The sequence below is a fragment of the Micromonospora andamanensis genome (genome assembly GCF_016863495.1).
Taxonomy (GTDB): Bacteria; Actinomycetota; Actinomycetes; order Mycobacteriales; family Micromonosporaceae; genus Micromonospora; species Micromonospora andamanensis.
The window spans coordinates 247,831-259,947 of the sequence record NZ_BOOZ01000002.1; the positions used below are offsets into that span (position 1 = coordinate 247,831).

The window sequence follows — 12,117 nt, forward strand, 5'->3', positions numbered from 1 at the left end:
CCGCAAAGGGGACGTTTCGGCGACCGGAAGTGCAAGATCGCGGAGGAAGGGTGAGGTGGGGTCAGGGGGAGGGGCAGGGGAGGCGCCAGGCGTCGAGGGTGCGGTGCTTGCGGATGGAGGCGAAGCCGTAGCCGATGCTTGTCACGCAGAAGTCGGTGGTGGCACCCGTGTACTCGACGTGGAACACCGGTTTGCCGGCGTCGGCGAAGGGCAGCAGCTTCTCGCACTGGCGCAGCCGGACGCACTCCTCGTTGACGGCGAAGTCGAAGTCCGGCGCCAGCGCGGCGACCTGCGGCAGGTCGCCCAGCAGGCCGGGGGAGAGGTCGAGCGAGCGGGCCAGCGCGGCGACCCGACGGTTGAACTGCAACTGGTGGTCGAACTCCAGCGCGAAGCCGGAGTGCTTGTCGTAGCCGTCGGCGTCGGCGAACACCACAGCGCCGAAGCCCTTCCCACGGCAGAGCCGGAACCGGTCGGCGAGCACCGGCCGCAGGGCGTCCCACCGGCGTACGTCCAACCAGATCCGCCCGGTGCGGGCCACCGTGGCGCCGCGTACCTGTGCCGGATACCGGCTGGCATCCGGATCGGCCGGATGCACCGACCCGATGTGCACCTGGCAGACCAGCCTGCGGCTGCGGGAGCGCAACTGCGCGGTCTCCGCAGCGGTGGTGTCGACCGGGTCGAGGACGAAGACGTCCGCCTCGACGTCCGGATCGAGCACCCCCGCCACCTGCCACTGCCACTGCCAGTGCCGGGCCGAGGTGGCCGGCCAACTGGTCGGCGCTCCCGGCGGGGGCAGTTGCGGCCGACAGGCGGTCACCGTGACCAGCAACGTGAACGTCAGACCGGCGGGCAGCGCCCGGTGGTGCAGCCACCGGGCCGGTCGCCCGCCCAGGCCGATCCGCATCGCCAGCTCCGCAGGTCGCGGGGCGGCGTCGGGCCGCCCGAGCCGGTACGCCGGGTCTCGGCGTACCCCACCCGGTCAAACGAGCACAGACCCGACAAGGACTCGCGCTCAGCGTGGTGCGGCGAAGACCTGCGTCCAGTACGGGCCGTTGCTGTTGGCCACGCCGACGCCGATCTCGGTGAAGGAGCAGTTGAGGATGTTGGCGCGGTGCCCGTCGCTGTTCATCCAGGCGTCCATGACGGCGGCCGGCGTCCGTTGGTTCCAGGCGACGTTCTCGCCGTACGTGCTCCAGGAGTAGTTGACCCGGTCGATCCGCTCGCCGGGATCGCTACCGTCGCTGCCGGTGTGTGACATGTTCCGGTGGTCAGCCTGGTCCTGGCTGTGCCGCTGGGCCGCCGTCATCAGCTTGTCGTCGATGCTCAGCGCGTCGCAGCCGGCCTTCGCCCGCTCGGCGTTCACCAGCGCCACCACCTCGGCCGCCTCGGCGGAGACGTCGTCCCCGGCGGACGACGGGCTGGCGGAGGCGGCCCGGCTCGGGCTGCCCTGGCGTTCGGCGCTGAGCCGGGAGGGAGCCGTGCTGCGCGAGGGCGCGGGCTTGGGCCGGGTGGTCCGGCTCGGTGACGGCGACGCGGTGGCGGTGCTGGGGGAGACGCTCGGGCTGGGGCTCGGGCTCTCCGTCAGGTCCAGCGGAAGCGCCTGGTCCTCCTCCGGCAGGGCCGGTGCGCTGGCGACAGGCGCCTCGCCGGCCGTGGTGTTGGCGGGGGTGTCGTCGCCGGGCAGGGCGAGGGCGGCGACGCCGATGCTCACCACGAGGGTGGCCGCCGCGGCAGCGCCACCCATCACCAGAGGGCGTGGCAGCCGCCGGGAGCGACGTTCCGGGCCTGGCGGTTCGAGCGCCGGCTCGGCGGCTCCGGCCAGGTCCCGGTGCCCGGTCTGCGGCGGCAGGTGGTGGGAACGCACGACCGGTTCGGCGTACGCGTCGGTCTGGCCGGCGTAGCCGACGGACTGATCGGCGTACCGGTCGGGCCGATCATCGTAGGCGTACGGGTCGTCCTGTGGTGCGGCGTGGTGCGTGGACCAGTCAGCGGCATGGACGGCGGTGAGGTCGTCGTCGCGGTGGTGACGCCCGGCCCCGTGCTGGAACGAGGCGGAGCTGTCGTACCAGTCCTGTCCGGCCCGCGGGTACGGCTGCTCCGTCGCCTGGTACGCCTCCGCCGCCGGCTGGGGATACGCGGCGTCGGACCGCCACTGCTCGGTCGGCTGGTCGCGGTACCACCCCGTGGGCGGGGCCTCCGGGTCGTCGCCGAAGAGGTAGGACGACCGCGGTGCCGGCCGATCGGTCAACCAGGCCGGATCGTCGGTAGGCGGTTCCGGTCGCCGTGGGGTGTGCTCCGGGTCGATCGGATCATTCCAGCCGTGCACGCCTGTCGCCTCCACGGGTCAGTTAAGGGCCGGGGTGACGCTACGTGTTGCGTCTGAGCAGCAGCAATCTGGCTAAGGAAGAGTTAAGAGGAGCCTGTACGTCCGGGTGAGGTGTTCGGCTGTTCCTGAGCGTAGAGTCGGGGCGTCCGGACAGAGCGTGTTCGCGCCTCGTGGCGGCCTCCCGTGACGGGTGTGGCAGACGCCGAGATGATCTACGGCCTGCGTGAACTTGACGAAGCAGGGGCTGTCGGCTCAATATGGTGGTGTCGCCAGTCGCGCCCGGCCATGCCCAGAAATTGTGGGAATGGTAGTCGCGTTTACATGGGCGCGCGTTGGCCGGCCTCTCCGGCAGCGCACATCAAGGAGTAAAAATGGCGAAGGCCCTCTACGGCCACGTAGGTGCGGCGCCCGACCGGCGCCTGCTCGACGAGGTCACCCGACTGCGTGCCAGGGTTCAGTCACTGGAGTTCGAGGTCACGCGGCTGCGCGCCGAGAACGATCGGCTCGCGGCGGCTGCGGCGGAGGCGGACGATCTGCTCCGTCTGGCCGAGCCCGCGCTGACCTGACCCACCCTGGTCGCCGCACAAGCGACTGCACCATTCGGTCGCCACAACTGAACAGCACCACCGCACTGAGCGCGCCGACACGATGTGCCGGCGCGCAGCTCTGTGCGTACCCGTCAGGCGTCGACCGTCCGGTCCGGGGGCGCGGTCCGGGCGGTGTCCGAGGGCCGGCAGGTGGGTCGCGTCGCGTGCGCCACCCGGTCCCGGGTTAGTCTGCGGGTTTACCAGGGTCCGCGCAGCCGGGCGACGGTACGGCGGCCACCGGACGAGGATCGAGAAGGTGCATCTCAAGAGCCTGACGGTGAAGGGCTTCAAGTCCTTCGCCTCCGCGACGACGCTCAAGCTGGAGCCGGGGATCACCTGCGTGGTGGGCCCGAACGGCTCCGGCAAGTCAAACGTCGTCGACGCCATCGCCTGGGTGCTCGGCGAGCAGGGCGCGAAGGCGCTGCGCGGCGGCAAGATGGAGGACGTCATCTTCGCCGGCACCGCCGGTCGGGCCCCGCTGGGCCGCGCCGAGGTGACCCTCACCATCGACAACACCGACGGTGCCCTGCCGATCGAGTACACCGAGGTCTCCATCACCCGCCGGATGTTCCGCTCCGGCGAGAGCGAGTACGAGATCAACGGCGATTCCTGCCGCCTGCTCGACATCCAGGAGCTGCTCTCCGACTCCGGCATCGGCCGGGAGATGCACATCATCGTCGGGCAGGGCAGGCTCGACGGGATGCTGCACGCCAAGCCGGAGGACCGGCGGGCGTTCATCGAGGAGGCGGCCGGCGTCCTCAAGCACCGCAAGCGCAAGGAAAAGGCGCTGCGCAAGCTCGACGCGATGCAGACGAACCTCAACCGGCTCACCGACCTCACCGCCGAGCTGCGCCGACAGCTCAAGCCGCTCGGCCGGCAGGCCGAGGTGGCCCGGCGGGCCGCCGTGATCCAGGCCAACCTGCGCGACGCCCGGTTGCGGCTGCTCGCCGACGACCTCGCCACCCTGCGGACCACGCTGGACAAGGAGATCGCTGACGAGACCGCGGTCCGGCAGCGCCGCGAGCAGGTCGAGGCCGAGCACGCCGAGGTGCAGTTCCGCCTCGGCGAGTTGGAGGAGGCGCTGGCCTCCGACGCTCCGCTGCTGGCCGCCGCACAGGACACCTGGTACAAGCTCTCCGCGTTGCAGGAACGGTTCCGCTCGATCGAGCAGCTCGCGGTCGAGCGACTCCGGCACCTCAGTGCCACCCCGGACGACGAGCGCCCGGGCCGCGACCCGGAGCAACTGGAGGCCGAGGCCGAGCGGGTACGCGAGCAGGAGGAGGAACTGCGCGCGGCGCTCACCGACGACCAGGTCCGGCTCGCCGAGGCGGTCGAGCACCGTCAGGAACTGGAGCGGCAGCTCGCCGCCGCCGAGCGGGAGCTGGTCGCCGCCGCGAAGGCGATCGCCGACCGGCGTGAGGGGCTGGCCCGGCTGACCGGGCAGGTCAACTCCGCGCGGGCCCGAACCACGAGCGCCGGTGAGGAGATCGAGCGGCTCGCCGCCGCGCACACCGACGCGATGGCGCGCGCCGAGCGGGCCCAGGCCGAGCTGGACGCGGTCGCCGAGCAGTCCACCGAGGCGGACCGCGACAACGCCGACCTGGACACCCGGCACGCCGAGGCCGTCGCCGCCCAGGAGCAGGCACAGGCCACCGTCCGGTCCCTGTCGGACGCGGAACGGGCAGCGGAGAAGGACGCCGCGACCTGGAAGGCCCGGGAGGAGGCGCTCGCCCTCGGCCTGCGCCGCAAGGACGGCGCCGGGGCCCTGCTGGCCCGCGCCGACCAGGTGCCCGGCCTGCTGGGCGGTCTCGCCGGCCTGCTCACGGTGGCTCCCGGCCACGAGGCGGCTCTCGCCGCCGCGCTCGGCGGGCTGGCCGACGCGGTCGCGGTGACCGGTGTGGACGAGGCCGTGGAGGCGATGCGCCTGCTGAAGATCTCGGACGCCGGGCGGGCCGGGTTGCTCGTCGGCAGTCCCGCCGGGCCGGGCATGTCCGGGTCGGCCGAGGCGCTGCGCCCGAAGCTGCCCGACGGTGCCCACTGGGCACCCGACCTGGTCGACTGCGACGCCCAGATCCGGCCTGCGGTGCACCGGGCGCTGCGGGACGTGGTGCTGGTGGAGGATCTGTCCGCCGCAGCCGAGGTGGTCACCGACAATCCCGAACTGCGGGCGGTCACCCGGGAGGGTGACGTGGTCGGCGCGTACGCGGCGGCCGGTGGGTCGGCCAAGGCACCCAGCTACATCGAGGTGCAGGCGGCGGTCGAGGAGGCCCGGGCCAACCGGCTGACGGCCGAGCGGACCAGCGCCGAACTGCGGGACCAGCTGGTCGAGGCGCGCGCCGAGGTGGCCACCGCCAAGGAGGCGGTGCAGCACGCGGCGGCGGCCAAGCGGGAGGCGGAGAGCCACCGCAACGCCGCGGCGCGGCGGCTGGCCGAGCTGGGTGCCGCCGCGCGGTCGGCGAAGGCGGAGACCGACCGGCTCGGCGAGTCCCGGTCGCGCGCCGAGGCTGCCCGGGAACGGGACCTGACCAGCCTCGCCGAACTTGAGGAACGGTTGCGGTTGGCCGAGGCCACGCCGATCGACGCGGAACCCTCCACGGAGGAACGCGACCAGCTCGCCGCCATGGTGCCGCAGGCGCGGCAGAACGAGATGGAGGTCCGGCTCGCGGTGCGTACCGCCGAGGAGCGGGTCGCCTCGATCGCCGGCCGGGCCGACTCGCTGCGCCGGCAGGCCGGTGCCGAGCGGGCGGCCCGGGAGCGGGCGGCGGCCCGGCGCGCGGCGCGGACCCGGGGCGCCGCCATCGCCCGCGCGGTGGCCGGTGGCGCGCGGGCGGCGTTGACCCAGCTCACCAGCAGCATCGCCCGGGCTGAGGAGCACCGCGACGCGGTGGCGCGGGAACGGGCCACCCGCGAGGCGGAGCTGCAGGAGGTGCGGGCCGCCGCGAAGCGGTTCGGTGCGGAACTGGAACGGCTGACCAGCCAGGTGCACCGGGACGAGGTCGCCCGCGCCGAGCAGCGGCTGCGCATCGAGCAACTGGAGGCCAAGGCCGCCGAGGACTTCGGGCTGACGGTCGAGACCCTGATCGCCGAGTACGGCCCGAGCCAGCCGGTGCCGCCCACCGAGGCCGAGGTGGCCGCCGCCGAGCGGGACGGCCTGGCGGTGCCCGAGCCGGTCCGCTACGAGCGCCCGGTGCAGGAGAAGCGGGCCGCCAAGGCCGAACGGGAACTGGCCCTGCTCGGCAAGGTCAACCCGCTCGCGCTTGAGGAGTTCGCGGCGCTCGAGGAGCGGTACAAGTTCCTCTCCGAGCAGTTGGAGGACCTCAAGGCGACCCGGCGTGATCTGCTCACCGTGGTCAAGGATGTCGACGACCGGATCCTGGAGGTCTTCGCCAGCGCCTTCGCCGACACCGCCCGCGAGTTCGAACAGGTCTTCACCGTGCTGTTCCCCGGTGGTGAGGGCCGGTTGATCCTCACCGACCCGGAGGACATGCTGACCACAGGCGTCGAGGTGGAGGCCCGCCCGCCGGGCAAGAAGATCAAGCGGCTGTCCCTGCTCTCCGGCGGCGAGCGGTCGTTGACCGCGGTGGCGATGCTGGTGGCGATCTTCCGCGCCCGGCCCAGCCCGTTCTACATTATGGACGAGGTGGAGGCGGCCCTCGACGACGTGAATCTGGGCCGGCTTATCACCCTGCTGGCCCAACTGCGGGAGAAGAGCCAGCTGATCGTCATCACCCACCAGAAGCGGACGATGGAGATCGCCGACGCGCTCTACGGTGTGACCATGCGCGGCGGGGTCACCCAGGTGATCAGTCAACGGCTCAACAGGTCCGACGGGGAAGACGAGCGGCGAAGCCGCGGCGAGGAGAACGGGTAGTGGCTCGGGAACGCGCGACGGCGCTCCTGCTGGATTTCGACGGCGTGCTGCGGCGCTGGGACCCGGCGGTGGCCGCCGGTGTCGAGCGGGAGTACGGCCTCTCCGCAGGTGTGCTCGGCGAGATCGCCATGCAGTGGGGGCGGTTGCAGCCCGTGCTCACCGGTCAGGTAAGCCACGCCGACTGGATGACGAGCGTGGCCGACGCGCTCACCCCGTCCGTCGGGGACGCCGAGCGGGCCCGTGCGGCGGTGGCGCAGTGGCAACGCTATCGCGGTGAGGTCGATCCGGAGGTGCTGGCGTTCGTCCGTGAGGTGAGGGCCGCCGGCATCCGGGTCGGGCTGGGCACCAATGCCACCGACCTGCTCGACGCCGACCTGGCCGCGTTGGGGCTCACCGACGAGTTGGACGTGGTGGTCAACTCCTCGGCCATCGGGGTGCACAAGCCGGCGCCCGAATACTTTCAGGCCGCCTGCGCGGCGCTGGAGACGCCGCCGGCCCGGGTGCTCTTCGTCGACGACGAGGACCGGGCGATAAGCGGTGCCCGGGCGGCCGGGCTGTCGGCGTACCGCTGGAACGGTCCGGCTGATCTTCGCTACCTGCGCGCCGTGCTGGCCGCCTGAAGCGCCGTCGGCCCGGCTCACGGCTCGCGTGCCGGTCTCCGACGCCCGGCTTGCGGCATGTCGCGGCCTCCCGCTGGCGGTTTACCGCGACGTGCCGCAACCGGTGTCGACCAGTCGCGTGTTCCGTCACTCGCCGACGACACCGTCGATGCGTTCGCGGATCAGGTCGGCGTGCCCGTTGTGCCGGGCGTACTCCTCGATCATGTGGACGTAGACCCAGCGCAGGTTGAAGGTCCGCTGTTTCGGGCCGACCTCCCTGAACGTCTCGTCGAGCGACCGGCCGACGGCGGCGGCGCGGGCCAGCGCCACCTGTCGGTGGTAGGTGGCGAAGTCCGCCTCGGCGTCGGCGGTGCTGACGTCGAGGTCGGCGTCCGGATCGTCTTCCGTGTAGTACGGGTAGTCGACAGGCTCGCCCGCGAAGTTCTCCCGGAACCACCAGGCTTCCACCTCCGCCAGGTGCCGGACCAGCCCGAGCAGGGTGAGGCCGGACGGCGCCACGCTGGCGGTGCGCAACTGCTCGGCGGTGAGGCCCGCGCACTTGAGCAGCAGGGTCTGCCGGTGATAGTCCAGCCAGCCCTCCAGCATGGTGCGCTCGTCACCGACATAGGGCTCGGGGGTCCGGTCGATCTCCGGTGCTATCCAGGTCATCCGGCGATTCTGGCCTGGATGCCTGACAACCGGCGACAGGTTTGCGGTTGGTTCAGCGGCCGTCGGTGAGCCGGTGCCGGGCGACCTCGTGCAGGTGACCGTCACCTGTGGTGCCCTCGATGACCACCTCGGCGCCACGGCCGGCGTGGGTGAGCGTCGCCACCGCGTTGCCGAAGTAGGGACCGGCCAGCTTGCGCCACTTCACCAGGGGCCTACGGACCCCGGCCGTACGGGCCAGGGCGCGGGCCGCCCCGGCCGGGCCGCGCGCCCAACCGAGCCGCATCAACGGGCGCATGCCGGCCGGCACCTGGTTGTGGATCGGCGAGCAGGTGAGCTGGTGCACCGGGGTGTGCACAGCGGGGTCGGCGAACCGCACCCGCGCCACGTACGAGTGGTGCACGTCGCCGGAGAGCACACTTATCGACGCCGGTGGGGGATACGCCGGCCCGGCGCCCTTCCGGTCGTCGGGCGCACCTGGCGCACCGGCGCCGATGCGGGCGAACAGCTCGGCGAGCGCGTCGAACGAGCGGCGGAACGCGGCCCAGTGCTCCAGGTCCAGCGCGCGGCGCAGCCGTTCGCCCAGCCCGGCCACCCACGCACGGGGTGAGTCGGCCAGCTTCTCGTTCCACGTCTCGACGTGGTGGATGCCGGGCGGCAGCAGCCAGGGCAGCGAGGAGCCGACCACCAGGTGGTCGTAGCCGCCGTGGGCGCGGTCGACGAACCACGACCACTCTCCCGGCGGCAGCATCGCCCGCCGGCCCGGGAGCAGCACCCGGCTGCACCTGTTGTCCAGCATCACCAGGCGGGTGCGCCCCAGGTCGAGCGCGTAGCTCCACTGGTACTGCACCGCCCGCCAGCGCTCGGTGTCGTGGGCCAGGTCGGCCTCGGTGTCCACCCGCGCCCCGAACTCCCGCAGCACCCCGGTGGCGTCCTCCGCCGCGCTCACCTTGGCGAAGACCGGATCGGCCGCGATCTCGTCCGGGGAGAGGTTGCCCAGGTGCTGGTAGACCCAGTAGGAGGCCAGCCCGCTGGCGATCCGCTCGGCCCACCACGGCTGTTCGCGCATCTCGGCCCGCCAGGAGGCCGAGGTGTTCCAGTCGTCGATGATCTCGTGGTCGTCGAAGATCATCACGCTTGGCACGGTGGCGAGGAGCCAGCGGATCTCCGGGTCGCTCCACGACTCCAGATAGAGCTTCGTGTACTCGTCGAAGCTGACCACCTGGTCGCTCGGGGCACCCGCCGGACGCCGCCGCCGACGGCGCAGCAGCCGCTTCACAGTGGGCGAGGTCTCGTCGGCGTAGACCTGGTCACCGAGCAGCACCACCAGGTCGGGCAGGGCCGCCGGGTCGGGGTCGGCCATCACCCGCCGGGCGTACGCGTCGAGCGCGTCCGGCGGCAGCTTCCGGGTGGTCGCGTGCTGGGTGGTCTCCCGACAGGAGCCGAAGAGCAGGCGGACCGGCTGGTCCCGGTCGTCGTCGGCCCTGGTGCGGATGACACTTGGTGGGAAGCGACTCTCCGGCAGCGGCCAGACCACCTCGTCGTCGACAAGCACCTCGTACCGGGTGGTGCTGTCCGGCGTCAGCCCCTCGACCACCACCAGCGCGTAATGGTGGTCGTACGCGCTGAAGGTGGGTGCGGTGCCGGTGGCGCCGTCGTCCGCGCGGACGGTGACCACCGCCGGCGCGGTGGTCTCGACCCAGACGGTGGCCCGAGTGCCGACGACCCGGCGCAACAAGGGGCCGATGAGCAGCTCGGCGGGCATAACGGACCTCCAGACGAAAGAACTTCATCCTTTACTACCCGGCCGGCGGCGCACCACTGCCAACTGTGGCCGAGACTACCGCCGCCTCCTGGACCGTTCCCGGGAGCGGACCGACGTCGGGAACGGCCGAGCCCGGCGGGAGCGGTGGCTGAGACGCGGTCGCCGGCATCTGACAGGATTCCGGCATGACGGAATACCTCCTCATCGCTCTCGCCCTGCTCGGTGTGCTGATCCTCGGCGGCATCGGGCTGGTCGTGCCGCGGCTGCGCCGACGGCCACAGCCGCCGCTGCCGCGTACGGAGGTCGACACCCGGGCGGAGGAGGATCTCGCCGGCCCGCCGGTGCAGGCACCTGAGGCCGATCTGTCCACAGGTGTCCTGGTCGAGCCGCCGGTCGTCGAGGCACCGGCGCCGACAGTCGAGGTGCCCGAGCCCACCGCCGGACGGCTGGTGCGGCTGCGGTCCCGACTGTCGCGCTCGCAGAACGTCTTCGGCAAGGGTCTGCTCGGCCTGCTCAGCCGTGACCGGCTCGACGAGGACGTCTGGGAGGAGATCGAGGACAGTCTGATCACCGCTGACGTGGGCGTCGACGCCACCCGGGACATCGTCGACCGGCTGCGGGAGCGTACCCGGGTGCTGGGTACCCGGTCGGTCGCCGAGCTGCGTGCCCTGCTCGCGGCCGAGCTGGTGAACGCGCTCGACCCGGGACTGGACCGGTCGCTGCACACCGCGCCGAAGGAGGGCGTACCGGCGGTGCTGCTGGTGGTCGGCGTCAACGGTGCGGGCAAGACCACCACCTGCGGCAAGATCGCCCGGGTGCTCATCGCCGACGGCCGCAGCGTGCTGCTCGGCGCCGCCGACACCTTCCGGGCGGCAGCCGCCGACCAGTTGCAGACCTGGGCCGGGCGGGTCGGTGCCGAGACCGTCCGCGGCCCCGAGGGCGCTGACCCGGCGAGCGTCGCCTTCGACGCGGTCAAGCGGGGCATCGAGACCGGAGTCGACACGGTCCTCGTCGACACCGCCGGCCGCCTTCAGAACAAGATCGGCCTGATGGACGAGCTGGGCAAGGTCAAGCGGGTGGTGGAGAAGCACGGCCCGATCGACGAGACACTGCTGGTGCTCGACGCCACCACCGGCCAGAACGGGCTGGAGCAGGCGCGCGTCTTCACCGAGGTGGTGAACGTCACCGGTGTGGTGCTCACCAAGCTCGATGGCACGGCGAAGGGCGGCATCGTCATCGCCGTGCAGCGCAAGCTCGGCATTCCGGTGAAGCTCGTCGGCCTCGGCGAGGGCCCGGACGACCTGGCACCGTTCGACCCGGCGCAGTTCGTCGACGCGTTGCTGGGTACCGAGACCACCGGTCAGACCGCGTAACCTCGGGTGACCAGAGACGACCGCGCGTACGCGGGCTGGCGCGACCCGAGCCACCCGTCGCAGCGCCTCGGGAGACCGTACGTGACTTCGCAGGAGATCCCGCTGCACGGCGGGAACGTGAGCACCGTGGTGCGGGTCGGTGACACGGTGCGGCGCAACGCCGGACCGTGGACCCCCTCGGTGCACGCCCTGCTGCGTCACCTGGAGTACGTCGGGTTCACCGGTGCGCCCCGTGCCCTCGGCATGGACGAGCGCAACCGTGAGGTGCTGTCGTATCTGGAGGGGGAGTGCGGCGAGTACCCGTTGGCGCCGCACTGGGTCACCGACGAGGCCCTGGTGACCGTCGCCACCATGCTGCGGATGTTCCACGACGCCCAGTACGGCTTCGTGCCGCCGCCGCAGGCGGTGTGGCGCTCGTTCGGCCCGCCGCCACCGGACACCGAGGTCATCTGTCATCACGACGCGGCACCGCACAACGTGATCTGGCGACCGGACGGCACCCTCGGGCTCATCGACTTCGACCTCGCCTCGCCCGGTGCCCGGATCTACGACGTGGCGTACGCCGCCTGGACCTGGGTGCCGATCTTCTCCGACCGGGACTCCATCACGCTCGGCTGGAAGCATCCCGACCGGCCCCGCCGGCTGCGGCTCTTCGCCGACGCGTACGGGCTCATTCCGCGTGACCGGCACCGGCTGATCCGGACCATCCGCAAGCGCATCGTGGACCACGTCGAGGGCATCCGCCGGATGGCCGCGGCGGGGGAGCCGGCCTTCGTCCGGATCGTGCACAAGGGTCACCTGCGCCGGCCGATGCGGGATCTGCGGTTGCTCGACTACGAGCGACACGCCCTCGAGCACGCGCTGCGCTGAGAGATCGTTGGCGTCTGCCGACCATCGGGGGATAGACCGGCACCAAATGGCCGATCCACA

At 72.1% G+C, this 12,117-nt stretch carries 9 protein-coding genes; 5 read left to right on the top strand and 4 right to left on the bottom strand.

From position 1 onward, the window contains the following. Positions 1-61 precede the first annotated feature (61 nt). Together Van01_RS01775 and Van01_RS01780 are read right to left on the bottom strand one after the other, a co-directional pair. Positions 62-904: an endo alpha-1,4 polygalactosaminidase gene (locus Van01_RS01775; protein ID WP_203998381.1), complete on the bottom strand. Its 843-nt coding sequence runs from the start codon at positions 902-904 to the stop codon at positions 62-64. 108 nt (positions 905-1,012) lie between these two features. After that, complete coding sequence (locus tag Van01_RS01780; RefSeq protein WP_203998384.1) at positions 1,013-2,326, bottom strand: CAP domain-containing protein; 1,314 nt, start codon at positions 2,324-2,326, stop codon at positions 1,013-1,015. A gap of 371 nt (positions 2,327-2,697) precedes the next feature. Between Van01_RS01780 and Van01_RS01785 the strand changes: the two genes are divergently transcribed. From Van01_RS01785 to Van01_RS01795, 3 genes are all read left to right on the top strand, one after another. Next, a complete protein-coding gene (locus Van01_RS01785) occupies positions 2,698-2,892 on the top strand; it encodes a hypothetical protein (protein ID WP_093401709.1) in 195 nt (64 codons plus the stop codon). Positions 2,893-3,169: 277 nt separating this feature from the next. After that, positions 3,170-6,784, top strand: coding sequence for a chromosome segregation protein SMC (gene smc, locus Van01_RS01790; RefSeq protein ID WP_203998397.1), 3,615 nt, complete (start codon positions 3,170-3,172; stop codon positions 6,782-6,784). Continuing rightward, on the top strand, positions 6,784-7,404 hold the full coding sequence (locus Van01_RS01795; protein ID WP_203998401.1) for an HAD family hydrolase: 621 nt from the start codon (positions 6,784-6,786) through the stop codon (positions 7,402-7,404). The genes smc and Van01_RS01795 overlap by 1 nt, the downstream gene beginning before the upstream one ends. A gap of 126 nt (positions 7,405-7,530) precedes the next feature. On the opposite strand, the gene Van01_RS01800 is transcribed toward Van01_RS01795, so the two are convergent. Beyond that, positions 7,531-8,052: a DinB family protein gene (locus Van01_RS01800; RefSeq protein ID WP_203998404.1), complete on the bottom strand. Its 522-nt coding sequence runs from the start codon at positions 8,050-8,052 to the stop codon at positions 7,531-7,533. A gap of 52 nt (positions 8,053-8,104) precedes the next feature. Then, positions 8,105-9,814: an alkaline phosphatase D family protein gene (locus Van01_RS01805; protein ID WP_203998406.1), complete on the bottom strand. Its 1,710-nt coding sequence runs from the start codon at positions 9,812-9,814 to the stop codon at positions 8,105-8,107. A gap of 185 nt (positions 9,815-9,999) precedes the next feature. On the opposite strand from Van01_RS01805, the gene ftsY reads away from it, so the two are divergent. After that, entirely contained in the window at positions 10,000-11,187 is a 1,188-nt protein-coding gene (gene ftsY / locus Van01_RS01810; RefSeq protein WP_099847167.1) for a signal recognition particle-docking protein FtsY, read from the top strand. Between the two features lie 6 nt (positions 11,188-11,193). Further along, the gene (locus Van01_RS01815) at positions 11,194-12,057 is read left to right on the top strand and encodes an aminoglycoside phosphotransferase family protein (RefSeq protein ID WP_203998409.1); all 864 of its coding nucleotides are present in this window, start codon (positions 11,194-11,196) and stop codon (positions 12,055-12,057) included. Positions 12,058-12,117: the final 60 nt, after the last annotated feature.

What these genes read in the sequence shown, in the direction of transcription:
- Van01_RS01775 (WP_203998381.1), bottom strand. Translation starts at nt 904, where the DNA reads ATGCGGATCGGCCTGGGCGGGCGACCGGCCCGGTGGCTGCACCACCGG.
- ftsY (WP_099847167.1), top strand. Translation starts at nt 10,000, where the DNA reads ATGACGGAATACCTCCTCATCGCTCTCGCCCTGCTCGGTGTGCTGATC.
- Van01_RS01805 (WP_203998406.1), bottom strand. Translation starts at nt 9,814, where the DNA reads ATGCCCGCCGAGCTGCTCATCGGCCCCTTGTTGCGCCGGGTCGTCGGC.
- Van01_RS01800 (WP_203998404.1), bottom strand. Translation starts at nt 8,052, where the DNA reads ATGACCTGGATAGCACCGGAGATCGACCGGACCCCCGAGCCCTATGTC.
- Van01_RS01785 (WP_093401709.1), top strand. Translation starts at nt 2,698, where the DNA reads ATGGCGAAGGCCCTCTACGGCCACGTAGGTGCGGCGCCCGACCGGCGC.